General features: G+C 63.3%; 34 protein-coding genes. 31 read left to right on the plus strand and 3 right to left on the minus strand.

Translation table 11 applies throughout. The annotated features are described in order from the left end of the window. Position 1: 1 nt before the first annotated feature. The 28 genes from rplD (at position 2) to hisC (ending at position 16,475) form a co-directional block, all read left to right on the plus strand. The gene (gene rplD, locus YUA_RS0137765) at positions 2 to 622 is read left to right on the plus strand and encodes a 50S ribosomal protein L4 (RefSeq protein WP_027535291.1); all 621 of its coding nucleotides are present in this window, start codon (positions 2 to 4) and stop codon (positions 620 to 622) included. Then, positions 619 to 921 (plus strand): 50S ribosomal protein L23, encoded by a 303-nt coding sequence (locus YUA_RS0137770; RefSeq protein ID WP_027535292.1) that lies wholly within the window; start codon positions 619 to 621, stop codon positions 919 to 921. Before rplD ends, YUA_RS0137770 begins: the two co-directional genes overlap by 4 nt. A gap of 12 nt (positions 922 to 933) precedes the next feature. After that, entirely contained in the window at positions 934 to 1,767 is an 834-nt protein-coding gene (gene rplB, locus YUA_RS0137775) for a 50S ribosomal protein L2 (protein WP_027535293.1), read from the plus strand. Between the two features lie 12 nt (positions 1,768 to 1,779). Further along, entirely contained in the window at positions 1,780 to 2,058 is a 279-nt protein-coding gene (gene rpsS, locus YUA_RS0137780) for a 30S ribosomal protein S19 (RefSeq protein WP_007603021.1), read from the plus strand. Positions 2,059 to 2,068: 10 nt separating this feature from the next. Continuing rightward, on the plus strand, positions 2,069 to 2,455 hold the full coding sequence (rplV, locus tag YUA_RS0137785) for a 50S ribosomal protein L22 (RefSeq protein WP_035972800.1): 387 nt from the start codon (positions 2,069 to 2,071) through the stop codon (positions 2,453 to 2,455). Between the two features lie 18 nt (positions 2,456 to 2,473). Next, on the plus strand, positions 2,474 to 3,193 hold the full coding sequence (rpsC, locus tag YUA_RS0137790) for a 30S ribosomal protein S3 (protein WP_027535295.1): 720 nt from the start codon (positions 2,474 to 2,476) through the stop codon (positions 3,191 to 3,193). 31 nt (positions 3,194 to 3,224) lie between these two features. Then, on the plus strand, positions 3,225 to 3,638 hold the full coding sequence (gene rplP, locus YUA_RS0137795) for a 50S ribosomal protein L16 (RefSeq protein WP_027535296.1): 414 nt from the start codon (positions 3,225 to 3,227) through the stop codon (positions 3,636 to 3,638). A 5-nt stretch (positions 3,639 to 3,643) separates the two neighbouring features. Next, on the plus strand, positions 3,644 to 3,850 hold the full coding sequence (gene rpmC / locus YUA_RS0137800; protein ID WP_027535297.1) for a 50S ribosomal protein L29: 207 nt from the start codon (positions 3,644 to 3,646) through the stop codon (positions 3,848 to 3,850). A 13-nt stretch (positions 3,851 to 3,863) separates the two neighbouring features. Next, positions 3,864 to 4,112 (plus strand): 30S ribosomal protein S17, encoded by a 249-nt coding sequence (gene rpsQ, locus YUA_RS0137805; RefSeq protein ID WP_027535298.1) that lies wholly within the window; start codon positions 3,864 to 3,866, stop codon positions 4,110 to 4,112. 83 nt (positions 4,113 to 4,195) lie between these two features. Beyond that, entirely contained in the window at positions 4,196 to 4,564 is a 369-nt protein-coding gene (gene rplN, locus YUA_RS0137810) for a 50S ribosomal protein L14 (RefSeq protein ID WP_027535299.1), read from the plus strand. Continuing rightward, positions 4,564 to 4,878 (plus strand): 50S ribosomal protein L24, encoded by a 315-nt coding sequence (gene rplX / locus YUA_RS0137815; protein ID WP_027535300.1) that lies wholly within the window; start codon positions 4,564 to 4,566, stop codon positions 4,876 to 4,878. The genes rplN and rplX overlap by 1 nt, the downstream gene beginning before the upstream one ends. Next, positions 4,871 to 5,428 (plus strand): 50S ribosomal protein L5, encoded by a 558-nt coding sequence (rplE, locus tag YUA_RS0137820; protein WP_035972801.1) that lies wholly within the window; start codon positions 4,871 to 4,873, stop codon positions 5,426 to 5,428. The genes rplX and rplE overlap by 8 nt, the downstream gene beginning before the upstream one ends. 46 nt (positions 5,429 to 5,474) lie before the next feature. After that, on the plus strand, positions 5,475 to 5,780 hold the full coding sequence (rpsN, locus tag YUA_RS0137825) for a 30S ribosomal protein S14 (RefSeq protein ID WP_027535302.1): 306 nt from the start codon (positions 5,475 to 5,477) through the stop codon (positions 5,778 to 5,780). A gap of 14 nt (positions 5,781 to 5,794) precedes the next feature. Beyond that, positions 5,795 to 6,193 (plus strand): 30S ribosomal protein S8, encoded by a 399-nt coding sequence (gene rpsH / locus YUA_RS0137830; RefSeq protein WP_027535303.1) that lies wholly within the window; start codon positions 5,795 to 5,797, stop codon positions 6,191 to 6,193. Between the two features lie 16 nt (positions 6,194 to 6,209). Then, the gene (gene rplF / locus YUA_RS0137835) at positions 6,210 to 6,743 is read left to right on the plus strand and encodes a 50S ribosomal protein L6 (RefSeq protein WP_027535304.1); all 534 of its coding nucleotides are present in this window, start codon (positions 6,210 to 6,212) and stop codon (positions 6,741 to 6,743) included. Positions 6,744 to 6,754: 11 nt separating this feature from the next. Next, on the plus strand, positions 6,755 to 7,117 hold the full coding sequence (rplR, locus tag YUA_RS0137840) for a 50S ribosomal protein L18 (protein WP_027535305.1): 363 nt from the start codon (positions 6,755 to 6,757) through the stop codon (positions 7,115 to 7,117). A gap of 44 nt (positions 7,118 to 7,161) precedes the next feature. Continuing rightward, a complete protein-coding gene (rpsE, locus tag YUA_RS0137845; protein ID WP_027535306.1) occupies positions 7,162 to 7,755 on the plus strand; it encodes a 30S ribosomal protein S5 in 594 nt (197 codons plus the stop codon). 25 nt (positions 7,756 to 7,780) lie between these two features. Further along, on the plus strand, positions 7,781 to 7,987 hold the full coding sequence (gene rpmD / locus YUA_RS0137850; RefSeq protein ID WP_027535307.1) for a 50S ribosomal protein L30: 207 nt from the start codon (positions 7,781 to 7,783) through the stop codon (positions 7,985 to 7,987). A gap of 75 nt (positions 7,988 to 8,062) precedes the next feature. Then, positions 8,063 to 8,548 carry a 50S ribosomal protein L15 gene (gene rplO, locus YUA_RS0137855; protein ID WP_027535308.1) on the plus strand — a complete coding sequence of 162 codons (486 nt, stop codon included), beginning with the start codon at positions 8,063 to 8,065 and terminating at the stop codon, positions 8,546 to 8,548. A 148-nt stretch (positions 8,549 to 8,696) separates the two neighbouring features. Further along, entirely contained in the window at positions 8,697 to 10,028 is a 1,332-nt protein-coding gene (secY, locus tag YUA_RS0137865; RefSeq protein WP_027535309.1) for a preprotein translocase subunit SecY, read from the plus strand. Positions 10,029 to 10,307: 279 nt separating this feature from the next. Then, positions 10,308 to 11,198 (plus strand): adenylate kinase, encoded by an 891-nt coding sequence (locus tag YUA_RS0137870; protein ID WP_027535310.1) that lies wholly within the window; start codon positions 10,308 to 10,310, stop codon positions 11,196 to 11,198. Between the two features lie 186 nt (positions 11,199 to 11,384). Continuing rightward, complete coding sequence (rpsM, locus tag YUA_RS0137875; RefSeq protein WP_014494511.1) at positions 11,385 to 11,753, plus strand: 30S ribosomal protein S13; 369 nt, start codon at positions 11,385 to 11,387, stop codon at positions 11,751 to 11,753. Positions 11,754 to 11,881: 128 nt separating this feature from the next. After that, a complete protein-coding gene (gene rpsK, locus YUA_RS0137880; protein ID WP_007603045.1) occupies positions 11,882 to 12,271 on the plus strand; it encodes a 30S ribosomal protein S11 in 390 nt (129 codons plus the stop codon). Positions 12,272 to 12,382: 111 nt separating this feature from the next. Further along, on the plus strand, positions 12,383 to 13,414 hold the full coding sequence (locus YUA_RS0137885; protein ID WP_035972803.1) for a DNA-directed RNA polymerase subunit alpha: 1,032 nt from the start codon (positions 12,383 to 12,385) through the stop codon (positions 13,412 to 13,414). Between the two features lie 144 nt (positions 13,415 to 13,558). Beyond that, positions 13,559 to 13,975 carry a 50S ribosomal protein L17 gene (gene rplQ / locus YUA_RS0137890; protein ID WP_027535312.1) on the plus strand — a complete coding sequence of 139 codons (417 nt, stop codon included), beginning with the start codon at positions 13,559 to 13,561 and terminating at the stop codon, positions 13,973 to 13,975. Between the two features lie 320 nt (positions 13,976 to 14,295). Continuing rightward, a complete protein-coding gene (locus tag YUA_RS0137895; protein WP_027535313.1) occupies positions 14,296 to 15,084 on the plus strand; it encodes an SDR family NAD(P)-dependent oxidoreductase in 789 nt (262 codons plus the stop codon). Positions 15,085 to 15,093: 9 nt separating this feature from the next. Next, a complete protein-coding gene (locus tag YUA_RS0137900; protein WP_027535314.1) occupies positions 15,094 to 15,393 on the plus strand; it encodes a DUF1330 domain-containing protein in 300 nt (99 codons plus the stop codon). Between the two features lie 23 nt (positions 15,394 to 15,416). Continuing rightward, positions 15,417 to 16,475, plus strand: coding sequence for a histidinol-phosphate transaminase (hisC, locus tag YUA_RS0137905; RefSeq protein WP_027535315.1), 1,059 nt, complete (start codon positions 15,417 to 15,419; stop codon positions 16,473 to 16,475). A gap of 75 nt (positions 16,476 to 16,550) precedes the next feature. Here hisC and YUA_RS0137910 read toward each other — a convergent pair whose 3' ends face one another. Then, positions 16,551 to 17,564, minus strand: a complete 1,014-nt coding sequence (locus tag YUA_RS0137910) for a zinc-binding alcohol dehydrogenase family protein (RefSeq protein ID WP_027535316.1) — start codon at positions 17,562 to 17,564, stop codon at positions 16,551 to 16,553. A 121-nt stretch (positions 17,565 to 17,685) separates the two neighbouring features. Between YUA_RS0137910 and YUA_RS0137915 the strand changes: the two genes are divergently transcribed. Then, positions 17,686 to 18,069: a helix-turn-helix domain-containing protein gene (locus YUA_RS0137915; protein ID WP_027535317.1), complete on the plus strand. Its 384-nt coding sequence runs from the start codon at positions 17,686 to 17,688 to the stop codon at positions 18,067 to 18,069. Positions 18,070 to 18,110: 41 nt separating this feature from the next. Here YUA_RS0137915 and YUA_RS0137920 read toward each other — a convergent pair whose 3' ends face one another. Continuing rightward, on the minus strand, positions 18,111 to 19,697 hold the full coding sequence (locus YUA_RS0137920) for an OprO/OprP family phosphate-selective porin (protein ID WP_156947564.1): 1,587 nt from the start codon (positions 19,695 to 19,697) through the stop codon (positions 18,111 to 18,113). 333 nt (positions 19,698 to 20,030) lie between these two features. Here YUA_RS0137920 and YUA_RS0137925 point away from each other — a divergent pair, with 333 nt between their 5' ends. Both YUA_RS0137925 and YUA_RS0137930 read left to right on the plus strand, forming a co-directional pair. Then, positions 20,031 to 21,437 (plus strand): DegQ family serine endoprotease, encoded by a 1,407-nt coding sequence (locus tag YUA_RS0137925; RefSeq protein ID WP_027535319.1) that lies wholly within the window; start codon positions 20,031 to 20,033, stop codon positions 21,435 to 21,437. Then, positions 21,434 to 22,765, plus strand: a complete 1,332-nt coding sequence (locus tag YUA_RS0137930; protein WP_027535320.1) for a replication-associated recombination protein A — start codon at positions 21,434 to 21,436, stop codon at positions 22,763 to 22,765. The genes YUA_RS0137925 and YUA_RS0137930 overlap by 4 nt, the downstream gene beginning before the upstream one ends. Positions 22,766 to 22,839: 74 nt before the next feature. On the opposite strand, the gene YUA_RS47335 is transcribed toward YUA_RS0137930, so the two are convergent. After that, the gene (locus YUA_RS47335) at positions 22,840 to 23,490 is read right to left on the minus strand and encodes a hypothetical protein (RefSeq protein ID WP_156947566.1); all 651 of its coding nucleotides are present in this window, start codon (positions 23,488 to 23,490) and stop codon (positions 22,840 to 22,842) included. Positions 23,491 to 23,804: the final 314 nt, after the last annotated feature.

A 23,804-nucleotide genomic window follows, 5' to 3' on the forward strand; every position in this document is an offset into this window, starting at 1 on the left:
GATGGAACTGAAGGTCACGACCCTCGAAGGTAAGGAAGCCGGCTCAGTCCAGCTTTCCGATACCATTTTCGGCCTCGAGCCGCGCCAGGACATCATTGCGCGTTGCGTGCAGTGGCAGCTTAACAAGCGCCAGGCCGGTACCCACAAGGCCAAGGGCCGCGCCGAGATCTGGCGCACCGGCAAGAAGATGTACAAGCAGAAGGGCACCGGCGGTGCTCGTCACGGCTCGGCCCGCGTGCCGCAGTTCCGCGGCGGTGGCCGTGCCTTCGGCCCGGTGGTGCGTTCGCACGCCACCGATCTGCCGAAGAAGGTGCGCGCGCTTGCTCTCAAGCATGCGCTGTCGGCGAAGGCCAAGGACGGCGACCTGCTGGTGATCGACAAGGCTGCGCTGGAAGCCGCCAAGACCAAGGCGCTGCTGGGTCACTTCTCGGGCCTGGGGCTCACCAACGCGCTGATCATTGACGGCGCCGAGCTCAACAACGGCTTTGCTGCCGCGGCCCGCAACATCCCGAACATGGATGTGCTGCCGATCCAGGGCATCAACGTCTATGACATCCTGCGCCGTCAGAAGCTCGTTCTGACCAAGGCCGCCATCGATGCGCTGGAGGCGCGCTTCAAATGACGAAGAACATCGAGGCCCGCCATTACGACGTGATCGTCGCCCCGGTCGTCACCGAAAAGGCGACGCTGGCGTCCGAGCACAACAAGGTTCTGTTCAAGGTGGCCGCGAAGGCGACCAAGCCGCAGATCAAGGAAGCGATCGAGAAGCTTTTTGACGTCAAGGTCAAGAGCGTCAACACGCTGGTCCGCAAGGGCAAGACCAAGGTCTTCCGCGGCAATCTCGGCTCGCAGTCGAACACCAAGCGCGCGATCGTGACCCTCGAAGAGGGCCACCGGATCGACGTCACCACCGGTCTGTAAGGTCGTACGACGATGGCACTGAAGACATTCAATCCCACGACGCCGGGCCAGCGCCAGTTGGTCATGGTCGATCGTTCGGCGCTGTACAAGGGCAAGCCGGTCAAGGCGCTCACCGAAGGCAAGCATTCCTCCGGCGGCCGCAACAACACCGGCCGCATCACCGTGCGCTTCCGCGGCGGCGGTCACAAGAGGACGCTGCGTACCGTCGACTTCAAGCGTGAGAAGATCGACGTTCCCGCGACTGTCGAGCGGCTGGAATACGATCCGAACCGCACCGGCTTCATCGCACTGATCAAGTATCAGGACGGCGAGCAGGCCTACATCCTGGCGCCGCAGCGCCTGGCCGTGGGTGACACCATCGTCGCCGGCAACTACGTCGACGTGAAGCCGGGCAACGTCATGCCGCTCGGCAACATGCCAGTCGGCACGATCATCCACAACATCGAGGTCAAGATCGGGAAGGGCGGCCAGCTCGCCCGTTCCGCCGGCACCTACGCCCAGCTCGTCGGTCGCGACCAGGATTATGTCATCATCCGCCTGAACTCGGGCGAGCAGCGCCTGGTGCACGGCCGTTGCCGCGGCACGATCGGCGCGGTCTCCAACCCGGACCACATGAACACCTCGATCGGCAAGGCCGGTCGCAAGCGTTGGATGGGCCGTCGCCCCCACAACCGCGGTGTCACGATGAACCCGATCGACCATCCGCATGGCGGTGGTGAAGGTCGTACCTCGGGCGGTCGCCACCCGGTTACTCCGTGGGGCAAGCCGACCAAGGGCAAGAAGACCCGCACCAACAAGTCGACCAACAAATTCATTCTCCTAAGCCGCCACAAGCGGAAGAAGTAAGGAACGCCGGACATGGTTCGTTCAGTCTGGAAAGGCCCGTTCGTCGAGGGTTCTCTGCTCAAGAAGGCAGATGCCGCGCGCTCGTCCGGCCGTCACGACGTCATCAAGATCTGGAGCCGTCGCTCGACGATCCTGCCGCAGTTCGTCGGCCTGACCTTCGGCGTCTACAACGGTCAGAAGCACGTGCCGGTGGCCGTCAACGAGGAAATGGTCGGTCACAAGTTCGGCGAGTTCTCGCCAACCCGGACCTTCCATGGCCACTCCGGCGACAAGAAAGCCAAGAAGGCTTGAGGATTAAACGATGAGCAAACCTAAGCGCGAACGGAGCCTCGCCGAGAACGAGGCCAAGGCGGTCGCCCGGATGCTTCGGGTGAGTCCGCAGAAGCTCAACCTGGTCGCCCAGCTCATTCGCGGCCGGAAGGCGTCTTCTGCGCTCGCTGATCTGCAGTTTTCGCGCAAGCGGATCGCGGTCGACGTGAAGAAGTGCCTGGAATCGGCTATCGCCAATGCCGAGAACAACCACGACCTCGACGTCGACGATCTCGTCGTGGCGCAGGCCTTCGTCGGCAACGGTCTCGTGATGAAGCGCTTTGCCGCCCGCGGCCGTGGCCGCTCGGGCCGTGTCTACAAACCATTTTCGCAGCTGACGATTATCGTTCGTCAGGTCGAAGCCGAAGCAGCGGCTTAAGGGTCGCAGGAGAACACGATGGGTCAAAAGATCAATCCGATCGGTCTGCGCCTCGGCATCAACCGGACCTGGGATTCCCGCTGGTTCGCCGGCAAGCAGGAATACGGCAAGCTGCTGCATGAGGACGTCAAGATCCGTGAGATCCTGCACAAGGAGCTCAAGCAGGCCGCCGTCGCCCGCATCGTGATCGAGCGTCCGCACAAGAAGTGCCGCGTCACCATCCACTCGGCCCGTCCGGGCGTGGTGATCGGCAAGAAGGGCGCCGACATCGACAAGCTTCGCAAGAAGGTCGCGGACATCACGTCGTCCGACGTCGTCATCAACATCGTCGAAATCCGCAAGCCGGAGCTCGATGCGACGCTGGTGGCCGAGTCGATCGCGCAGCAGCTCGAGCGCCGCGTTGCGTTCCGCCGCGCCATGAAGCGCGCCGTTCAGTCGGCGATGCGTCTCGGCGCGGAAGGCATCCGCATCAACTGCTCGGGTCGTCTGGGCGGCGCGGAAATCGCGCGCATGGAGTGGTACCGCGAAGGTCGCGTGCCGCTGCACACGCTGCGCGCCGACATCGACTACGGCGTTGCGACCGCGTTCACGACCTTCGGCACCTGCGGCGTCAAGGTCTGGATCTTCAAGGGCGAGATCCTTGAGCACGATCCGATGGCCCAGGACAAGAGAATGGCCGAGGGCGAAACGGGTGGCGGTGGTGATCGCGGCGGCCGACAGCGCCGTGACGCGGCCTGAGCCAGCACAGAGAATTTGAGGGCTTAAAGCCATGATGCAACCTAAGAAAACGAAGTTCCGGAAGGCGCATAAGGGCCGCATTCACGGCGTTGCGACTTCGGGCGCGACGTTGGCGTTCGGCCAGTTCGGCCTGAAGGCGACCGAGCCTGAGCGCGTCACCGCGCGCCAGATCGAAGCCGCCCGCCGCGCGCTGACCCGCCACATGAAGCGCGCCGGCCGCGTCTGGATCCGCGTGTTCCCCGACGTTCCGGTGTCGAAGAAGCCGGCCGAAGTCCGCATGGGCTCCGGCAAGGGTTCGCCGGAATTGTGGGTCGCCCGCGTCAAGCCGGGCCGGGTGTTGTTCGAGATCGACGGCGTCAACACCCAGACGGCGCGTGAGGCGCTGACCCTGGCGGCCGCCAAGCTGCCGATCAAGACGCGCTTCGTCGAGCGCATTGCGGAGTAATGGCCATGGCCCAGATGAAGATCGAAGACATCCGCGCGATGAGCCCCGACCAGCAGGACGACGCTGTCCTGAACCTGAAGAAGGAGCGCTTCAACCTGCGCTTCCAGCGCGCCACCGGGCAGCTCGAGAACACCTCGCGCCTGCGCGAGGCTCGCCGTGACATCGCCCGGATCAAGACCGTCGCCGCCCAAGCGCGCGCGAAGAAGAAGTAAGGGGCTAACGGATATGCCGAAACGTACTTTGCAAGGCGTGGTCGTCAGCGACAAGACTGCCAAGACCGTCGTGGTTCGCGTTGACCGTCGCTTCACGCACCCGATCTACAAGAAGACGATCCGCCGTTCGAAGAACTACCACGCGCACGACGAGAACAACGAGTTCAAGCCGGGCGACATGGTGTGGATCGAGGAATCGAAGCCGATTTCGAAGTTGAAGTCCTGGATCGTGATCCGGGGCGAACACAAGAAAAGCGCCTGATCTGTTGGCTTTGGCCGACTGACTTCAGGAAAATGTTGAGCGCCGGCTAGGCTGGCGCAAAGAGAAGAGGACGAGGTGCATCAATGATTCAGATGCAGACCAACCTCGACGTGGCCGATAATTCTGGCGCACGCCGTGTCATGTGTATCAAGGTGCTCGGGGGCTCCAAGCGCCGCTACGCCACGATCGGCGACATCATTGTCGTCTCGATCAAGGAAGCGATTCCGCGTGGCAAGGTGAAGAAGGGCGACGTGATGAAGGCCGTCGTGGTCCGTGTCCGCAAGGACATCCGCCGCGCCGACGGTTCGGTCATTCGCTTCGATCGCAACGCCGCCGTTCTGATCAACAACCAGTCCGAGCCGATCGGCACCCGTATCTTCGGGCCCGTGCCGCGCGAACTGCGTGGCAAGAACCACATGAAGATCATCTCGCTCGCGCCGGAGGTGCTGTGATGGCTGCGAAGATCCGCAAGGGCGACAAGGTCGTCATGCTGACCGGCCGCGACAAGGGCCGCACCGGCGAAGTGTTCGAAGTGCGTCCCGACGCCGGTACCGCGCTGGTGCGCGGCATCAACATGGTCAAGCGTCACCAGAAGCAGACGCAGGCCCAGGAGGGCGGCATCATCTCGAAAGAGGCGCCGGTCCAACTGTCCAACATCGCGTATGTCGGCAAGGACGGAAAGCCGACCCGCGTCGGATTCAAGATTCTGGCGGACGGCAAGAAAGTCCGCATTGCCAAGCGCTCGGGAGCTGAGATCGATGGCTGAGGCCGCTTACACGCCGCGCCTGCGCGCGGAATACGATGCGAATATCCGCACGGCCATGACCGAGAAGTTCGGTTATGAGAACGTCATGCAGGTTCCGCGTCTGGACAAGATCGTGCTGAACATGGGCGTTGGCGACAGCGTCAATGACCGCAAGAAGGCCGAGACCGCCGCCGCCGAGCTGACCCAGATCGCCGGCCAGAAGGCGATCGTGACCTATTCGCGCATCGCGATCGCGACCTTCAAGCTGCGTGAAAACCAGCCGATCGGCTGCAAGGTCACGCTGCGCAAGGCCCGCATGTACGAGTTCATCGATCGCCTCGTGACGGTCGCGCTGCCGCGCGTCCGCGACTTCCGCGGCCTGAACCCGAAGAGCTTTGACGGCCGCGGCAACTACTCGCTCGGCATCAAGGAGCACATCATTTTCCCCGAGATCGACTTCGACAAGGTCACGGAAGCCCGCGGTATGGACATCACCGTCTGCACCACGGCCAAGACCGACGAAGAGGCGAGGGCCTTGTTGACCGCTTTCAATTTCCCGTTCCGGCAGTGAGACGCTGACCTAAAGCCTCTCAAACGCGGATACCCAGGAGCCAAGCATGGCAAAGAAGAGTTCAATCGAGAAGAACAACCGGCGCAAGCGGATGGTGAAGAACGCCGCCCCGAAGCGCGAGCGGTTGAAGGCGATCATCGCCGACAAGACGCTGCCGATGGAGGAGCGGTTCGCCGCCACCCTGAAGCTCGCCGAAATGCCGCGTAATTCGTCGGCCACCCGCATCCGTCTGCGTTGCGAGCTGTCGGGTCGCCCGCGCTCGAACTACCGCAAGAACAAACTGTCCCGTATCGCGCTGCGCGACCTTGGCTCCAAGGGCATGGTCCCGGGCCTCGTGAAGTCGAGCTGGTAAGGAGGGTCGTTTAGATGTCTACGCACGATCCAATCAGCGATCTGATCACCCGTATCCGCAACGCGCAGATGCGCGCCAAGAGCAAGGTCTCCACGCCTGGCTCGAAGATGCGCGAGAACGTCCTCGAAGTGCTCAAGAGCGAGGGCTACATCCGCGGTTACGCCACGCTCGAGCATTCCTCGGGCCGCAGCGAGATCGAGATCGAGCTGAAGTATTTCGATGGCGAGCCCGTCATCCGCGAGATCGAACGTGTCTCCAAGCCCGGGCGTCGCGTGTACGCCTCGGTGAAGAACCTGCCGCGGGTCAATAACGGACTCGGTATTTCGGTGTTGTCGACGCCGAAGGGGATCATGGCTGACCACAGTGCGCGTGAAGCGAACGTGGGCGGTGAAGTCCTCTTCACGGTGTTCTGAGAAGGATTTTTGATCCATGTCACGTGTTGGCAAAAGGCCTGTTGCGGTGCCGTCCGGTGTGACCGCGACCGTTGACGGACAGACCGTCAAGATGAAGGGGCCGAAGGGCCAGCTTCAGTTCGTCGTCCATGACGACGTCGAGGTGAAGCTCGAGAACGGCCAGGTCAAGGTGAACCCGCGGGTCGAGACCAATCGCGCGCGGGCGCTGTATGGCACCGCTCGCGCCCAGGTCGCGAATCTGGTCGAAGGCGTCACCAAGGGCTTCGAGAAGAAGCTCGAAATTACCGGCGTCGGTTACCGCGCCGCGATGCAGGGCAAGAACCTGCAGCTCGCGCTCGGTTACAGCCACGACGTGGTCTACACGATCCCGGAAGGGATCACGATCACCGTGCCGAAGCCGACCGAGATCACGGTGACGGGCAGCGACATCCAACGCGTCGGCCAGGTCGCCGCTGAGATCCGCTCTTACCGCCCGCCGGAGCCCTACAAGGGCAAGGGCGTGAAGTATGTTGGCGAATTCATCTTCCGCAAGGAAGGCAAGAAGAAGTAACGGAGCCGGTCATGTCCAAAGCCAAGGTTACAAATGCCCGGCGCAAGCGGAGTGTGCGGCTGAAGCTGCGCCGCTCCGGTGCTGGCCGCCCGCGTCTGTCGGTGTTCCGCTCGTCCAAGCACATCTACGCCCAGGTCATCGACGACCTGAAGGGCGAGACGCTGGCCTCTGCCTCGTCGCTCGAGAAGTCGATGCGCGACGGCGGCAAGACCGGCGCCGACATCGATGCGGCGAAGGCGGTCGGCAAGTTGCTGGCCGAGCGCGCCGCCGAGAAGGGCGTCAAGGAAGTCGTGTTTGATCGCGGCAGCTACCTCTACCACGGGCGCGTCAAGGCTCTTGCCGACGCTGCGCGCGAGAGCGGGCTGAGCTTCTAACAGAATTTGAGGATTGAGGCGTAAGCCTCTGAAGGATTGGAAAAATGGCAGAACGCGAACAACGTGGTGGACGCGATCAACGCGGCGGCGGACGTGACCGCCAGCAGCGCGAGGAGCGCGACAGTGAGTTCGTCGACAAGCTCGTCCACATCAACCGCGTGGCCAAGGTCGTCAAGGGCGGCAAGCGCTTCGGATTCGCAGCTCTGGTCGTGATCGGCGATCAGAAGGGCCGCGCCGGCTTCGGTCACGGCAAGGCGCGCGAAGTGCCTGAGGCGATCCGCAAGGCCACCGAATCCGCCAAGCGCAACCTGACCCGCGTGTCGCTGCGCGAGGGCCGCACGCTCCATCACGACATCGCTGGCCGTCATGGCGCGGGCCGTGTCTATCTGCGTGCAGCTCCCGCCGGTACCGGCATCATCGCCGGCGGCCCTATGCGCGCCGTGTTCGAGACGCTCGGCGTCCAGGACGTGGTGGCGAAGTCGATCGGCTCGTCGAACCCCTACAACATGGTTCGTGCGACCTTCGATGCGCTGAAGCATCAGGACAGCCCGCGTTCGGTCGCGGCGCGCCGCAACATCAAGGTGTCCACCCTTCAGGGTCGTCGCGTCGGCGGCGATGCCGAGGCGGCTGCGGACTAACGAACGCTTTTCGGAGTAGACCACGATGGCCAAGGACGCCGCAATGTCCGCAAAGACGATCAAGCTCGAGCAGACCGGCAGCGCGATCCGCCGCCATCACTCGCAACGTTCGACGCTGATCGGGCTCAAGCTCAACAAGATCGGCCGCACCAGCGAACTGCCGGACACCCCGGCGGTGCGCGGCATGATCGAGAAAGTTCACCATCTCGTCCGCATCGTCGACGAGAAGTAAGAAACGGCGCGTGATCCCGCAAACCGGGTACCGGTTTTCGGCCGAGATCATCCGCAAGAAACAAGGAGCAGGGCGATGAAGCTCAGCGATATCGCCGACAACGCCGGCTCGCGCAAGAAGCGTATGCGCGTCGGTCGTGGCATTGGTTCGGGCAAGGGCAAGCAGTCCGGCCGCGGCGGCAAGGGCCAGACCGCGCGTTCGGGCGTGCGCATCAAGGGGTTCGAAGGCGGCCAGATGCCGATGCATCGCCGTCTGCCCAAGCGCGGCTTCAACAACATCTTCCGCGTCGAGTACGCCGAGATCAATCTCGACCGGCTCCAGGATGCGATCGATGCCAAGAAGCTCGAGGCCGGCAGCGTCGTGAACGTCGAGGCCCTGGTGAAGGCCGGCGTGCTGCGCCGCGCCAAGGCCGGCCTGCGGCTGCTCGGCCGCGGTGAGCTCAAGGCCAAGCTGAACATCGAAGTGCACGGCGCCACGAAGTCCGCGATCGAAGCGGTCGAGAAGGCCGGCGGTTCGGTGAAGATCCTCGCCCCTGTCAAGGAAGAAGGCGAGGCGGCGTAACAACTGCGTCATTGGCCCGCGCCTCGCGGGCCTTTACGCATGCGGGACGATGGACTTATCGAAGCCGAGCACCAGATAATGTCCGGCGTCCGCCCAATAGCCCGGCCGCGGGTATGACGGCGCAAAAGGCGGCGGGAGAAAGTCCAATATGGCCTCAGCAGCGGAACAACTGGCAGCCAACCTCAATTTCGGCGCGTTTGCCAAGGCCGACGAACTGAAGAAACGCATCTGGTTCACCCTGGGTGCGCTGCTCGTTTATCGACTCGGAACCTACATCCCGCTGCCCGGCATCGATCCCAACATCTGGGAGCAGGTGTTCAAGTCGCAGGCAGGCGGCATCCTCGGCATGTTCAACATGTTCGCCGGCGGCGGCATCCACCGCATGGCGATCTTCGCGCTGAACATCATGCCGTACATTTCGGCCTCGATCATTATCCAGCTCCTCACCACCGTCTCGCCGCAGCTCGAGGCGCTGAAGAAGGAAGGCGAGGCGGGCCGCAAGACGCTGAACCAGTACACCCGCTACCTCACGGTGATCCTGGCCGCGTTCCAGTCCTACGGCATCGCGGTCGGCCTCGAAGGCGCCGGCAATGTCGTCAGCGACCCCGGCATGTTCTTCCGTCTTTCCACCGCGATCACGCTGACCGGCGGCACCATGTTCCTGATGTGGCTGGGTGAGCAGATCACCTCGCGCGGCATCGGCAACGGCATCTCGCTGATCATTCTCTCCGGCATAGTCGCCGAGCTGCCCGCAGCGCTCGCCAACATGCTCGAGCTCGGCCGTCAGGGTGCGATGTCGACCGGCTTGATCCTGGTCGTGATCGTGATGGCGGTCGCCGTGATCGCCTTCATCGTGTTCGTGGAGCGCGCCCAGCGCCGGCTCCTCATCCAGTATCCGAAGCGCCAGGTCGGCAACAAGATGTTCGAGGGCCAGTCCTCGCATCTGCCGCTCAAGCTCAACACCTCCGGCGTGATTCCGCCGATCTTCGCGTCCTCGCTGCTGCTCTTGCCGACCACGGTGGCGAATTTCAACGCGGGCCGTGGGCCGGAATGGTTCCAGTGGATCACGACCCAGCTCGGCCACGGACGTCCGCTGTTCCTGGTGCTCTATCTCGCGCTGATCGTGTTCTTCGCCTTCTTCTACACCGCGATCGTGTTCAACCCGACCGAGACCGCGGACAATCTGAAGAAGCATGGCGGCTTCGTCCCGGGCATCCGTCCGGGCGAGCGCACCGCGGAGTACATCGACTACGTGCTGTCGCGCATCACCGTGCTCGGCGCGATCTATCTGGCGATCGTCTGCTTGATCCCGGAAATCCTGATCTCCTACGCCTCGGTGCCGTTCTACTTCGGCGGCACCTCGCTGCTGATCGTGGTCAGCGTCACCATGGACACGGTGGCGCAGGTGCAGGGCTATCTGCTCGCCCATCAGTATGAAGGCCTGATCCGCAAGTCGAAGCTGCGAGGCCGCCGCCGCTAAGACGCGGCGTCCTCTCGAGGCGGCGCCGCCTGCGCCGCCGATTCGTCGCGCGAGCAACGCGCGGCGCCCGCGGAAGGCGATCAGCCAGTCATTCGGTCGCATCGGCAGAGCTGCTCTCACTGCAGCGCAATCACTGATTTCAAAGGCCTTCTTGGCGACCGGCTATTTGCTCCCCTATGATATGGGTGGCGGTGCGGCGCTGATTATGATTTGCACTGTTACTGAAGTTTCAAACACAGGTGCGCGACGTATCGCTCACCAATCGGGGGGCGTACGCCAATGAGAATTATACTTCTGGGACCGCCAGGATCGGGCAAGGGGACCCAGGCGCAGCTGCTGGTGCAGCGCTATGGCATCGTCCAGCTCTCGACCGGGGAGATGTTGCGTGCAGCGGTCGCGGCGGGAACGCCGGTCGGGCTGAAGGCCAAGGAGATCATGGCCAGCGGCGGACTCGTACCCGACGAGGTTGTGGTGGGGATCATCTCTGATCGCATCGACCAGCCGGACGCCCGTAACGGTTTCATCCTTGATGGCTTCCCGCGCACCGTGCCGCAGGCAGAGGCGCTGGATGACCTGCTCCGGCACAAGCATCTCAAGCTCGACGCCGTGATCGAGCTCCGCGTCAACGAGAGCGCGCTGCTGAACCGCGTCGAGGCCCGCGTCGCCCAGATGCGGGAGCGCGGGGAGGAGGTCCGGGTCGATGACACCCCGGAGGTCCTGACCAAGCGGTTAGCCAGCTACCGCAGCCAAACGGAACCGCTGATTCACTACTATTCCGAGCGCCGGAAGCTCTCGACCATCGACGGCATGATGGCCATCGACGAGGTCACTCGCGCCATCCACCGCCAGTTGCTGGCGCTGGGCGCGGTCGAGCCCAAGACCCATGCCAAGACCCATGGCAAGTCCCATGCCCGCAGCGCAGCCAAGGCGGTGCCCGCCAAGACCGGGGCCAAGAAGACCAAGGCAGCCAAGAAAGCGGCCAAAAGGCCAGCGAAAATGGCCAAAAAGTCTGCTAAATCGGCTAAATCCGCCAAAAAGGCCGTAAAGGGCGCCAAAAAAGCGGCCAGGAAGATCGCCAAGAAAATGGTCAAAAAGACCGCCAAGAAGGCCGTCAAAAAAGGTTCGAAGAAGGGTCCAAAAAAGGTCACGAAAAAGCGAGCCAAGCGCTAGCAGCGGTTGACGAAAGCCCCCTGAATCCCTTAATAAGCCCCGCATCCAAGTCGGATAGTTTCAAACGATGCCGGGCCCCAGGAAGACCAGGGGTGGGCGTCGTGTTCGCGTTTGTGAACACCTGCCCGAGAAACACAAGCACTTAAAGACCGATTCCTGACGAGGGGTCGGCAACAGGAGAAGGCCGTGGCCCGTATTGCCGGCGTGAACATTCCGACCAACAAGCGCGTGCTTATCGCGCTCCAGTACATCCATGGCATCGGCCAGAAGATCGCTGGTGAGATCCTCGAAAAGGTGAAGATCCCCGAGGATCGTCGCGTCAATCAGCTCAGCGACGCTGAGGTGCTCCAGATCCGCGAAGTGATCGACCGCGACTATCTCGTCGAGGGCGATCTGCGTCGTGAAGTCGGCATCAACATCAAGCGTCTGATGGACCTCGGCTGCTATCGCGGCCTGCGTCATCGTCGCGGTCTGCCGGTGCGCGGTCAGCGTACCCACACCAATGCGCGTACGCGCAAGGGCCCGGCCAAGGCCATCGCCGGCAAGAAGAAGTAATTCGGCGCGAATGGCGAATAGGGAGTGGCGAATGGATGCATTCGCTACTCGCCATTCGCCACTCGCATTTTCACAGGTGTAGCCGCTGGCATTACGGCGGCGTTTGAGATCTTCAGGAAAGGTAGTCTATGGGCAAGGAAGCCACCCGCGTTCGTCGTCGTGAGCGCAAGAACATCGCCTCGGGCGTCGCGCACGTGAACTCGTCGTTCAACAACACGACCATCACCATCACCGACGCGCAGGGCAACACCATTGCCTGGTCCTCCGCCGGCACGATGGGCTTCAAGGGCTCGCGCAAATCGACCCCGTATGCCGCGCAGGTCGCAGCCGAAGACGTGTCCAAGAAGGCGCAGGAACACGGCATGCGTACGCTGGAAGTCGAAGTCGCCGGTCCCGGTTCGGGCCGTGAGTCGGCGCTCCGCGCGCTGCAGGCCGCGGGCTTCACCGTCACCTCGATCCGCGACGTGACCACGATCCCGCACAACGGCTGCCGTCCGCGCAAGCGTCGGCGCGTCTGATACGAAGTTGCGGGCGCTTTATCGCCCGCGATGCTTTTCTTAGAAGCCGCGGGTTTGATCTGCGGCCTTTCTCCAACGCCAGTATTTGAATTTTCAAATCGACTGGCCTGTATGGGTGAAACAGTGACGATCCAGAAAAATTGGCAAGAACTGATTCGGCCGAACAAGCTCCAGATTCAGCCCGGCAGCGATTCGACCCGCTTTGCGACGATCGTCGCCGAGCCGCTCGAGCGTGGCTTCGGCCAGACGCTCGGCAACGCGCTGCGCCGCATCCTGCTCTCCTCGCTCCAGGGCGCGGCGGTGCAGTCGGTGCACATCGACGGCGTGCTGCACGAGTTCTCCTCGATCGCTGGCGTCCGTGAGGACGTCACCGACATCGTGCTGAACATCAAGGACATCGCGATCAAGATGCAGGGCGAAGGCCCCAAGCGCATGGTCGTGAAGAAGCAGGGCCCGGGCGCTGTCACCGCCGGTGACATCCAGACGGTCGGCGACGTCGTGGTGCTCAATCCCGACTTGCAGATCTGCACGCTCGACGAGGGCGCCGAGATCCGCATGGAATTCACGGTCGCCACCGGCAAGGGCTACGTGCCCGCCGAGCGCAACCGTCCCGAGGATGCGCCGATCGGTCTGATCCCGGTCGACAGCCTGTACTCGCCGGTCCGCAAGGTCTCCTACAAGGTCGAGAACACCCGTGAGGGTCAGATCCTCGACTACGACAAGCTGACCATGACGATTGAGACCAACGGCGCGCTGACGCCGGATGACTCGGTGGCTTACGCCGCCCGCATCCTGCAGGATCAGCTCAACGTGTTCGTCAACTTCGAAGAGCCGCGCAAGGAAGTCGCCCAGGAGATCATCCCGGACCTCGCCTTCAACCCGGCCTTCCTCAAGAAGGTGGACGAGCTCGAGCTGTCGGTGCGTTCGGCCAACTGCTTGAAGAACGACAACATCGTCTACATCGGCGACCTCGTGCAGAAGTCGGAAGCGGAAATGCTCCGCACCCCGAACTTCGGCCGCAAGTCGCTGAACGAGATCAAGGAAGTGCTGGCCCAGATGGGTCTGCACCTCGGCATGGAAGTGCCGGGCTGGCCGCCGGAGAATATCGACGAGCTCGCCAAGCGCTTCGAGGATCACTACTGAGTTAGGCGAATGGGGAGTGGCGAATAGCGAATAACAACTCGCTACTCGCCATTCGCTACTCGCCATCTGGGCGAACGCAGGCAGCCCACCTGAGCAACATGTCCGACGAACCGTCGCGGCAGTTTTGAAGTAAGGACTACACACATGCGTCACGGCAAGGTTCATCGGAAGCTCAACCGCACGGCGGAGCACCGCCGCGCGATGTTCGCCAACATGGCGGCCGCGCTGATCAAGCACGAGCAGATCGTCACCACGCTGCCCAAGGCCAAGGAGCTTCGTCCGATCGTCGAGAAGCTCGTGACCCTCGGCAAGAAGGGCGGGCTGTCCATGCGCCGCCAGGCGATCTCCGAGATGCGCGACAAGGACCAGGTCAGGAAGCTGTTCGATGTGCTGGCGCCCCGCTACAAGGACCGCCAGGGCGGCTACACCCGCATCATCAAGGCGGGCTTCCGCTATGGCGACAACGCGGCGATGGCCGTGATCGAGTTCGTCGACCGCGACGTCGATGCCAAGGGCCAGGACTCCGGTCCGGTGCAGGCGAAGGAAGCCGAGGCGGCGTAAGCCGGCCGGTATAGAGTTACGAGAAAGCGGCGCCCTTGGGCGCCGCTTTTTTGTTGCCGTCGTCGACGCAGTGTCCCACCCCAAAAGGTGTCGTCCCGGCGAAGGCCGGGACCCATAACCACAGGGAGAAGTTTGGCGAAGACTAGCAGTGATCTCTTCGCCGGTACGACTACTGCGCATCACGGAGCGATCACGCGGTATGGGTCCCGGCCTTCGCCGGGACGACGCCATTGAGAGTGTTCGCTCACGCGTCAGTGAGCGCCGATTGCAGCTCCTGCTGCGGCGCCTATTATCTCCATCAATATCCATGGAGACAGCGCATGAAGATCGACCTTTCCGGAAAGACCGCCCTCGTGACCGGCTCGACCGCCGGGATCGGCCATGCCATCGCCAGGGGCCTTGCGGGCTCGGGCGCGAGCGTCGTGATCAACGGGCGCGGCCAGGACAAGGTCGGTGCGGCCGTGCGCAAGCTGGAAGGGACGGGCGCCAAGGTGCGCGGCATCGCCGCCGACGTCTCGACCGCTGCAGGCTGCAACGCGCTGGTGGCGGCGCTGCCCGAAATCGACATCCTCATCAACAATGCCGGCATCTTCGAGCCGAAGGATTTTTTCGAGATTCCGGACGAGGACTGGAGCCGCCTCTTCGAGGTCAACGTGATGAGCGGCGTGCGGTTGTCGCGCGCCTATATGAAAGACATGCTCAAGCGAAACTGGGGCCGCATCGTCTTCATCTCATCGGAGTCCGGGCTCAACATTCCCGTCGAGATGATCCACTACGGCATGACCAAGACGGCCCAGCTCGCGGTCGCGCGCGGGCTGGCGCAGCTTACCCGCGGCACCGGCGTCACGGTGAACTCGGTGCTGCCCGGCCCGACCATGTCCGAGGGCGTCGCGACTTTTGTAAAGGATCTCGCCAAGCAGAACGGCCAGTCGGTCGATGAAGCCGCCGCCAATTTCGTCAAGCAGCATCGCCCGAGCTCGCTGATCCAGCGCGTTGCCAGTGTCGACGAGATCGCCAACATGGTGGTCTACGTCGCCTCAAAGGAGGCGTCCGCAACCAATGGTGCGGCGCTGCGCGCGGAAGGCGGCATCATCAATACCATTGCATAGGAGCAACGCATGGCGGCTTATGTGATCTCCGAAGTCGAGATGCGCGATCCCGAAGGCTTTGAAGCCTATCGCGCGCTCGCCGCAAAGACGATCGCGCAGTATGGCGGCCGCTATCTCGTCCGCGGCGGCAAGGCTGAGCTCGCAGAAGGCAATCTTCCGCCGAAGGCCATCGTCATCGTCGAATTTCCGTCGATGGCGAGGCTGAAAGAATGGTACGCTTCGCCGGAATATGCCGAGGCATTGAGGATCCGCGCCGGCGCGCTGGAGCGGCGGCTGCTGTTCGTTGAGGGCGCAGCGGCGACGACTTAGATTGCGGAAATCCGGGCAGGGAAATGAGCCGTTTCTGGAGCAACTTGACGCATGATTTGAAGCCCTACGTGCCGGGGGAGCAGCCCCGCATGGCGGACCTGGTCAAGCTGAACACCAACGAGAACCCACTCGGCCCGTCGCCGCGTGCGCTGGAAGCGATCCGCGACGCGGCAGCCGATGCGCTGCGTCTTTACCCGGACCCGCAGGCGACCGCGCTACGGGCCGCGCTGGCCACCCATCACGGCGTCAGACCCGAGCAGGTGTTCGTCGGCAATGGCTCGGACGAGGTGCTGGCGCATGCCTTCGTCGCCCTGCTGAAGCATGATGCACCGCTGCTGTTTCCCGATATCACCTACAGCTTCTATCCGGTCTATTGCCGTCTGTTCGGTATCGCCTACGAGACCGTGCCGCTCGATCAGGCCATGCAAATCCGCGTCGCCGATTATCGCCGGCCGGCCGGCGCGATCATCGTCCCAAATCCGAACGCGCCGACGGGGATCGCGTTGTCTCGCGCCGAGATCATGATGCTGCTGGAAGAGCATCCGGATGTGCCCGTGGTCGTCGACGAGGCCTATGTCGATTTCGGCGCCGAGACCGCGATTCCGCTGGTTGCGTCCCATCGGAATCTCCTGGTCGTGCAGACCATGTCCAAGTCGCGCGCGCTGGCCGGGCTTCGGGTCGGATATGCGATCGGCGATGCCGATCTGATCGATGCGCTGACGCGCGTCAAGGACAGCTTCAACTCATATCCGCTCGGCCGGCCCGCCCAGGCCGGTGCGATCGCCTCCCTGCAGGACGACGCCTATTTCCAGCAGAGCCGCCTTCGCGTGATCGAGGGCAGGGAACTGCTGACCCGCGGACTGAAGAAAGCTGGCTTCGAGGTGCTGCCGTCGCTGGCCAACTTCGTCTTCGCGCGCCATCCCGCGCACGAGGGGGCCGCGCTTGCGGCGGCGCTGCGGGAGCAGGCGGTGATCGTCCGCCACTTTTTCGCGGCTCGTATCTCGGATTATCTGCGGATCACCGTCGGGACGGATGACCAGATCGACCGGCTGTTGTCGGCCTTGTCCGGGATAGTGAGATAGAGATAGCGACCGCGGAAGCTCGAGAGAGGTGGGCACGGTGCAAGTGCACCTTTGCCCACCCTACGAAGTCCTTGCCTACCACCCCTCCAGCACGATCTTGCCGCGCGACTTGCCGCTCTCGAGCAGCGCATGCGCGCGCTTGAGGTTGGCTGCGTTGATCGTACCGAAGGTCTGGTCGAGCGTGGTGCGCAGCACGCCCTTGTCGATGAGGTCGGCGACGTCGTTGAGCAGATGATGCTGCGCGATCATGTCGTGCGTCTGGAACGAGGAGCGCGTGAACATCGATTCCCAATGCACCGAGATCGCCTTGCCCTTGAACGTGCTCATGGTGAATTCCGGGGGATCGTCGATCAGGCCGAACCGGCCCTGCGGCGCCATGAACTCGGCGATCGATTTGTAGTGCTGATCGGTGAAGGTGAGGCTCGCCACCAGCGCGACCGGCGGCAGCTTCAGCTTCTCGATCTGCTCCTTCATCGGCTTGCCGTGATCGATCACCGCATGCGCACCGAGATCGAGGCACCATTTTTGCGATTCCGGCCGCGTCGCGGTCGCAACCACGGTGAGGCCGGTGAGGCGGCGCGCGAGCTGGATCAGGATCGAGCCGACACCGCCGGCGCCGCCGGTGATGAGAAGCGTACGCGGATCGACGCTCTTGCCGGGGACTGCGCCGAGACGGTCGAACAGCAATTCCCAGGCGGTGATGGAGGTGAGGGGCAGGGCGGCTCCTTGCGCGAACGACAGGCTCTTCGGCTTGTTGCCGACGATGCGCTCGTCGACCAGATGGAATTCGGAATTGGTGCCCTGGCGCAGGATCGAGCCCGCGTAAAACACCTCGTCGCCCGGCTTGAACAGCGTGACCTCGGTGCCGACTGCATCGACCACGCCCGCCGCGTCATAGCCCAGAATTTTCGTCTCGCCGTCGGGCGGGGCGGCGCGCTTGCGCACCTTGTAGTCGACCGGGTTGGCCGAGATCGCCTTCACAGCGACGCGGATGTCGCGTCCTTTGGGATCTGGCTTGGCGGTCTCGAAATCGATCAGCGCGTCCTGATCCTCGATCGGAAGCGACTTCCTGTAGCCGACGGCCTTCATGGCTTGTCTCCATCAGATGGCGTGCTCGCCTGCCGCTCTAACTGTCGCCCTGGCTCCCATTTGGCAAGTACTGTAAATTCGGGGATATAGTCCCTGTTTGGATACTATTGGGAAAACACGCATGAAACGGCGCAATTTTGCCCGTCGTCCCGGCTGCTCGGTCGAGGCGACACTGGACCTGATCGACGGCAAATGGAAGGGCGTGATCCTGTTCCATTTGCAGGCTGGTACCCAGCGCTTCGGTGAGTTGCGGCGTCGGATGCCCGGCATCACCCAGCGCATGCTGACCAAGCAGCTCCGCGCGCTCGAGGAGGACAAGCTTGTCATCCGCAAGGTCTATGCCGAAGTGCCGCCGCGGGTGGAATACACGCTCTCCGAACTCGGCGAGAGCTTGCGTCCGGTGATCGACATTCTGAAAGCCTGGGGCGAGGGCCATCAGCAGCGGCTATCCTGCGCGCCGGCGCCTGAAGCCGAGTCGGTCAGGAAGCCGAAGCGCGCGGCGTGAGTATCCGGGAGCAGCTCGTGCCGCTCCCGGATGAGATCGCCTCAGAACGCGAACTGCGTGCGCATCGCGACGGCGTCGAAGTTCGAGCCCGTATTCGCGAATGCCGTCGGCGGCAGCGTCTGTTTGGAGACCGTGCCATGCAGGTAGTCGAGCATGAAGCGCACGTTGCCGTTGACGTACCAGTTGAGCGCCAGCGTGTAGACCGTCTGCCGTCCGCCAGCGATGCCAGTGGCACTCGTAAGCTTGTCGTTGAGATCGACCGTGGAGAACCGGCCCGCGATCTCCCAGGCACCCCAACCGCCGCCGTCCAGCGAGAACGGATGCGCCGGCTTGACGCCGTTATAGGCGGCGTTGGCTGCATTGTAGGTGTGGGTTTCACCCGTCAGCACGTAGCCGGCTTGGGCGTAGCCGCCTTGGAATTGCACGCTCGGCGCCCCGATCGGCGGCAGGCCGGTGTTCGCACTGCGATCGACATTGTACCAGAAATATTCGCCCTGGAGGATCAGCGGTCCGTAGGTCGCCGCCGCTTCGGCGCTGTAGACCTGAACACCGGCGGCGTTGGCGATCGCGCTGGTCGTCGCCAGCACGGTCGGGTCGATCCGCAGCTCGGGCCGGTCGCTGAGCGTGACCGTCTGCGCATTCGTCACGAGGTTACGCGACGGCTGGATCAGCCATTGCGCATCGGCGCCGAGATGAACCGAGTAGTCCTGGCCGCTGACGATCTGGCCCGCGACGCGGGCGACGGCGCCGTATTGCTCGGTGGCGGCCGGCACCACGGCGGCGTTTGCCGAGTGGATCGCGCCCGTGGTCGGACCGGTGGCATAGGCGCCGGCCCAGAACACGTCGTTGTACCAGCGCGCGCCGACCGCGGAGCGGAAGTCGCCGGCTGCGATGTTGGTCGCGATGACGCCCGACGAGGCGCGCTCCATGAACATGATGTCGTTGGAGCTCGTGGCCTCGTCGAGGGTGTAGGGCAGGTCCATGATGCCGGCTTCGATCGCCATCTTGCCGCCGAATGGCTTCAGGCCGGTGTAGCTCAGATAGGCGTTCTCGATCCCGGAGACGCCGCCGCCCGGATCCGATCCAGCCGCCGCGCCACCGAACCCATCGGAGGAGCCGCCGAAATCGTAGACCAGCGCGAAATTCCAGTCGTTGAAGAATTTGCCGACGACGCCGATGCGCGCGCGCCGGACGTTTTCGCCGCTGTCGAGCTTCTGCGGGACGGTAGAGGCCGAGTTGGGGCGATAGTCGTAGCCGCCGACATCCCAATGCACGCGGCTGGTGATGGCGACGCAGTTGGCCTGATCCGCGGTGCAGATCGTCGGCCGGTTGTTCGGCATCGTCACGATAACGCCGGATATCGGCGGCGCGCCTTTGACTGGATACGCTGCGTTGGCGTTGGCGACGACCGCTTTCGCCTCGGAGCGGGCTTCGGCTTTCGCTTCGGCCTTGGCTTTCGCCGTGGCGACGGTGTTCGCGGCAGTCTGATTCTGGAGCTTGTCGAGCTTCTGTTCCAGCATCTTCAGCTGCTGCTTGAGGAGAGCGATCTCCTGGTCGCTGTTGCTTGCCGATTGTGCGTGCACCCCTGATGCCGCAAACGCGCCGGCGATACCCAGCGTTGCAGCCATGAATGTTTTCCTGGTCACGTCGTCCACTCCGTTGCTGACCAACTTCCCCAAGTCGCCACGAGAGAGCCTAAGAATGATCCATGACCGTCCCGCGACAGCGCGCCACGGCTGCGATGGTTCCTACTGATGTAATTTCGCCGCAGCCGAATCCGTCACCGCCCAGCATGCAGGATGACGTGCGTCATGCCAATGAGCGGCGCCTCTCAAATTGTCGTTTTGCACGCAGCGCTTGCGCGCCGGCCACACCAGGGGAGGGACCGAATATTGCCGCTGGTGCCCTTCTATTGAGGGGCGAAGGCGCCTATATTCCGTCGTCTTTTCCAAGAGGTAGGAATGTTTCGATCGATCTTGACTGCCGCCGTCACGGCATCGTGCATAGCCTTTTCGGCCGACTTCAATCCGACTGCCGCGCAGGACCGTCGCGTCCCGTCGTCGCCGGCGGAATTGCGGCTCTCATATGCGCCAATCGTGCAGCGGGTGCAGCCGGCGGTCGTCAACGTCTACGCCGCCAAGGTGGTGCAGAACCGCAATCCGCTGCTGGACGACCCGATCTTCCGCCGCTTCTTCGGCGTGCCGGGCCAGCAGCAGGAGCAGGTGCAACGGTCGCTGGGCTCGGGCGTGATCGTCGATTCCTCCGGGCTCGTCGTCACCAACGTCCACGTCATCGAAGGCGCCGACCAGGTGAGGGTGTCGCTGTCGGACAAGCGCGAGTTCGAGGCCGAGATCGTGCTGAAGGACTCCCGCACCGATCTCGCTGTGCTTCGCCTGAAGGACACCAGGGAGAAGTTTCCGGCGCTCGACTTCACCAATTCGGATGAACTGATGGTTGGCGACGTCGTCATGGCGATCGGCAACCCCTTCGGCGTCGGCCAGACCGTGACCCACGGCATCATCTCGGCGCTCGCGCGCACGCAAGTCGGCATCACCGACTACCAGTTCTTCATCCAGACTGACGCTGCGATCAATCCCGGCAATTCCGGCGGTGCGCTGGTCGACATGAACGGCCGGCTCGCCGGCATCAACACCGCGATCTACTCGCGCTCCGGCGGCTCGCAAGGCATCGGCTTTGCGATCCCCGCCAATATGGTGCGCGTCGTCGTTGCCTCCGCCAAGAGCGGCGGCACGGCGGTGAAGCGGCCATGGCTCGGTGCCAAGCTGCAGGCGGTGACGCCGGAGATCGCCGAGAGCCTCGGCTTGCGCTCGCCGACCGGCGCGTTGGTCGCGAGCGTCGTTCCCAACAGTCCTGCGGCAAAGGCCGGGTTGAAATCATCCGATCTCATCACCGGCATCGACGGCCAGGCCGTGGACGATCCCAACGCGTTCGACTACCGCTTCGCCACCCGTCCGCTCGGCGGCAGTGCGCAGATCGACGTGCAGCGCGGCGGCAAGCCACTCAAGCTGGCGATCGCGCTCGAGACTGCGCCGGATACCGGCCGCAATGAGCTCGTCCTCAACGCGCGCTCGCCGTTCCAGGGCGCGAAGGTCTCGACCATCACGCCGGCGCTTGCCGACGAACTGCATCTCGACGCCGACACCGAAGGCGTCGTGATCACCGATCTCGGCAGCGACAGCGCGGCGGCGAGCGTCGGCTTCCAGAAGGGCGACATCATTCTGGCGGTCAACAACCAGAAGATCGGCAAGACCGCCGACCTCGAGAAGGCGGCGGGCGAGCGCCCGCGGCTCTGGCGCATCACGCTGGTGCGCGGCGGTCAGCAGATCAACGTTACGCTGGGCGGATGAGTCCGAAGCGACCACAGGAGACGCCAACTCTCTTTGCCGCGGCGGGGCTCGATCACGAGGCCCCGCATCCGCTGCCGGACCGGTTGCGGCCGCGTGCGCTGTCGGAGGTCGTCGGCCAGGATCACATCCTCGGCCCGGACGGCGCGCTGACCCGCATGCTGGAGACGCGCACGCTCGGTTCGCTGGTGTTTTGGGGGCCGCCGGGCACCGGCAAGACCACGGTGGCGCGGCTGCTGGCGGATGCGACCGATCTGCATTTCGAGCAGATCTCGGCGGTGTTCTCCGGCGTTGCCGATCTGAAGAAGGCATTTGATGCCGCGCGGGCCCGCCGCGAGATGGGCAAGGGCACGCTGCTGTTTGTCGACGAGGTGCATCGCTTCAACCGCGCCCAGCAGGATTCGTTTCTCCCGGTGATGGAGGACGGCACCGTCGTCATGGTCGGCGCCACGACCGAAAATCCGTCTTTCGAGCTCAACGCGGCGCTTCTGTCCCGCGCGCGCGTCCTGGTGTTTCGCTCGCTTGATGCCGCCGCGATCGAAAAACTGTTCGCGCATGCCGAGGAGGTCGAGGGCCGCAAGCTGCCGCTCGATGAAGAGGCGCGCGCCGTGCTGGTACGGATGGCCGATGGTGATGGCCGCGCGGCGTTAACGCTTGCCGAAGAGGTCTGGCGTTCGGCGCGGGCGGACGAGATTTTCAATGCCGCGCAGTTGCAAGACATCCTGCAACGCCGCGCGCCGATCTACGACAAGTCGGCCGACGGCCACTACAATCTGATCTCGGCGCTGCATAAATCGGTGCGTGGCTCCGACCCCGATGCCGCGCTGTATTATCTCGCACGCATGCTCGATGCCGGCGAGGATCCGCTGTTCCTGGCGCGTCGCGTCGTGCGTATGGCGGTCGAGGACATCGGCCTTGCCGATCCGCAGGCGCTCGTCATTGCCAATGCGGCGAAGGATGCCTTCGACTTCCTCGGTCATCCCGAGGGCGAGCTCGCGATCGCGCAGGCCGTGGTCTATCTCGCCACCGCGCCGAAATCGAACGCGGTCTATACGGCGTTCGGCACGGCGATGCAGGTCGCAAAACAGGCCGGCTCGCTGCTGCCGCCAAAGCACATCCTGAATTCGCCGACCAAGCTGATGAAGTCGGAGGGCTACGGCGCAGCTTACGAATACGACCACGACACCCCCGACGCCTTCTCGGGGCAAGACTACTTTCCGGAAGCCCTGGGCCGCCAAACCTTCTACGACCCGCCCGAGCGCGGTTTCGAGCGCGAGATCAGGAAGCGGCTGGATTACTGGGCCAAGCTGCGCAAGGAGCGGGGGAAATAGCCAAGCGGCTGCTGACGGGAGATCGCTCGAGGCTGGAGCCGTAAGCTCCGATTCGGGAGCCGATTTGCGTCTCGCTATTCGTAATTTATGGAACCTACGGTCTGCCACCATCCAGGCGGCTCGTTGAGCTTTGTGAGGACATTCCCGTTAGCCGGTGCGAGAGTGCGCAGAGCTTTGAAGAAGTTCTCCTCGACTACGCGATCGTGGCGGTACCCGGCGATCGAAGCGGCTGTGTTAATCGGGACATCGAAAACATAGTCTACGCCCCAATCACTGGGTTTGTCGTGCGCATCCTCTGCGCGTTGCTTCTTCATCGCGGTGTCGCACAACTCCTTGAACACGGCAGGCAGATCTCCGCGCGCCTCTAGATGTGAACGTCCGTGGCTGCTGTCGTGCCGAATTTCCCAGGCTGGGTGGCCATCTTGCCAAAGGCTTGCGTATGAGACCATCGCATGCTCGAGAACGACGCAGGTGATACATCGGGATTTCGCCGGAAGCCTGGTGAGCCGTATCGGACTTTTGCCAACGGTCGCGTCCATAACCAGCGCATACTTAGCGAACACACCGCACCATCCCGACTTGAGGATAGCTCCTGCCAGCGGCACATAGCTGGTTCCTAGATCATATCGATCGGGCGTTTCTCCGGTTGGAGCGAGATCAAGACAATCGTACAGAGCTTGTTCGGTGATCTCGTCGACCAAAATCCAGGACGTGTTGTATCCCAAGATTCATCTCCGGGCGTTGGGCGGGGTTTCAACCACGGGCTGTTGTTCAGGATAGTCTTACTGCGTCATGGGCGTCGTCGTCCATTGGATGCTGCGCCGATGCCACAGCATGGACATCGCGGCAAGGTTTTAATGAGCATGCGGATCAATCGGGCGCGCATGGTTGCGATCGAGTTCGGGACGTGGCGTTCAGGCCGCGTGGGCGGAGCCTCTCGGTCGATAATCGTCGGGTAAGCGAGGTACCGGGACTGACGGGGCGGAACGTGGTCCTGAGGGGGGAATCGTCGCCTGCTCGGCGATCAGAAAGCCATAGG

The sequence above is a fragment of the Bradyrhizobium sp. WSM3983 genome (assembly GCF_000473045.1).
Lineage (GTDB): Bacteria > Pseudomonadota > Alphaproteobacteria > Rhizobiales > Xanthobacteraceae > Bradyrhizobium.

Excerpts from the sequence above, each read along its gene's own strand:
- rplD (WP_027535291.1), top strand. The coding sequence starts at position 2 with ATGGAACTGAAGGTCACGACCCTCGAAGGTAAGGAAGCCGGCTCAGTC.
- rpsN (WP_027535302.1), top strand. The coding sequence starts at position 5,475 with ATGGCAAAGAAGAGTTCAATCGAGAAGAACAACCGGCGCAAGCGGATG.
- rplX (WP_027535300.1), top strand. The coding sequence starts at position 4,564 with ATGGCTGCGAAGATCCGCAAGGGCGACAAGGTCGTCATGCTGACCGGC.
- YUA_RS0137895 (WP_027535313.1), top strand. The coding sequence starts at position 14,296 with ATGAAGATCGACCTTTCCGGAAAGACCGCCCTCGTGACCGGCTCGACC.
- rpsH (WP_027535303.1), top strand. The coding sequence starts at position 5,795 with ATGTCTACGCACGATCCAATCAGCGATCTGATCACCCGTATCCGCAAC.
- rplV (WP_035972800.1), top strand. The coding sequence starts at position 2,069 with ATGAGCAAACCTAAGCGCGAACGGAGCCTCGCCGAGAACGAGGCCAAG.
- YUA_RS0137870 (WP_027535310.1), top strand. The coding sequence starts at position 10,308 with ATGAGAATTATACTTCTGGGACCGCCAGGATCGGGCAAGGGGACCCAG.
- YUA_RS0137925 (WP_027535319.1), top strand. The coding sequence starts at position 20,031 with ATGTTTCGATCGATCTTGACTGCCGCCGTCACGGCATCGTGCATAGCC.
- YUA_RS0137930 (WP_027535320.1), top strand. The coding sequence starts at position 21,434 with ATGAGTCCGAAGCGACCACAGGAGACGCCAACTCTCTTTGCCGCGGCG.
- rplF (WP_027535304.1), top strand. The coding sequence starts at position 6,210 with ATGTCACGTGTTGGCAAAAGGCCTGTTGCGGTGCCGTCCGGTGTGACC.
- rpmD (WP_027535307.1), top strand. The coding sequence starts at position 7,781 with ATGGCCAAGGACGCCGCAATGTCCGCAAAGACGATCAAGCTCGAGCAG.
- rplB (WP_027535293.1), top strand. The coding sequence starts at position 934 with ATGGCACTGAAGACATTCAATCCCACGACGCCGGGCCAGCGCCAGTTG.
- rpsS (WP_007603021.1), top strand. The coding sequence starts at position 1,780 with ATGGTTCGTTCAGTCTGGAAAGGCCCGTTCGTCGAGGGTTCTCTGCTC.
- rplN (WP_027535299.1), top strand. The coding sequence starts at position 4,196 with ATGATTCAGATGCAGACCAACCTCGACGTGGCCGATAATTCTGGCGCA.
- YUA_RS0137910 (WP_027535316.1), bottom strand. The coding sequence starts at position 17,564 with ATGAAGGCCGTCGGCTACAGGAAGTCGCTTCCGATCGAGGATCAGGAC.
- secY (WP_027535309.1), top strand. The coding sequence starts at position 8,697 with ATGGCCTCAGCAGCGGAACAACTGGCAGCCAACCTCAATTTCGGCGCG.
- rplQ (WP_027535312.1), top strand. The coding sequence starts at position 13,559 with ATGCGTCACGGCAAGGTTCATCGGAAGCTCAACCGCACGGCGGAGCAC.
- rplP (WP_027535296.1), top strand. The coding sequence starts at position 3,225 with ATGATGCAACCTAAGAAAACGAAGTTCCGGAAGGCGCATAAGGGCCGC.
- YUA_RS0137770 (WP_027535292.1), top strand. The coding sequence starts at position 619 with ATGACGAAGAACATCGAGGCCCGCCATTACGACGTGATCGTCGCCCCG.
- rpmC (WP_027535297.1), top strand. The coding sequence starts at position 3,644 with ATGGCCCAGATGAAGATCGAAGACATCCGCGCGATGAGCCCCGACCAG.
- rpsE (WP_027535306.1), top strand. The coding sequence starts at position 7,162 with ATGGCAGAACGCGAACAACGTGGTGGACGCGATCAACGCGGCGGCGGA.
- rpsQ (WP_027535298.1), top strand. The coding sequence starts at position 3,864 with ATGCCGAAACGTACTTTGCAAGGCGTGGTCGTCAGCGACAAGACTGCC.
- rpsC (WP_027535295.1), top strand. The coding sequence starts at position 2,474 with ATGGGTCAAAAGATCAATCCGATCGGTCTGCGCCTCGGCATCAACCGG.
- rplO (WP_027535308.1), top strand. The coding sequence starts at position 8,063 with ATGAAGCTCAGCGATATCGCCGACAACGCCGGCTCGCGCAAGAAGCGT.
- rplE (WP_035972801.1), top strand. The coding sequence starts at position 4,871 with ATGGCTGAGGCCGCTTACACGCCGCGCCTGCGCGCGGAATACGATGCG.
- YUA_RS0137920 (WP_156947564.1), bottom strand. The coding sequence starts at position 19,697 with ATGGCTGCAACGCTGGGTATCGCCGGCGCGTTTGCGGCATCAGGGGTG.
- YUA_RS0137885 (WP_035972803.1), top strand. The coding sequence starts at position 12,383 with ATGGGTGAAACAGTGACGATCCAGAAAAATTGGCAAGAACTGATTCGG.
- YUA_RS0137915 (WP_027535317.1), top strand. The coding sequence starts at position 17,686 with ATGAAACGGCGCAATTTTGCCCGTCGTCCCGGCTGCTCGGTCGAGGCG.
- YUA_RS0137900 (WP_027535314.1), top strand. The coding sequence starts at position 15,094 with ATGGCGGCTTATGTGATCTCCGAAGTCGAGATGCGCGATCCCGAAGGC.
- rplR (WP_027535305.1), top strand. The coding sequence starts at position 6,755 with ATGTCCAAAGCCAAGGTTACAAATGCCCGGCGCAAGCGGAGTGTGCGG.
- hisC (WP_027535315.1), top strand. The coding sequence starts at position 15,417 with ATGAGCCGTTTCTGGAGCAACTTGACGCATGATTTGAAGCCCTACGTG.
- rpsK (WP_007603045.1), top strand. The coding sequence starts at position 11,882 with ATGGGCAAGGAAGCCACCCGCGTTCGTCGTCGTGAGCGCAAGAACATC.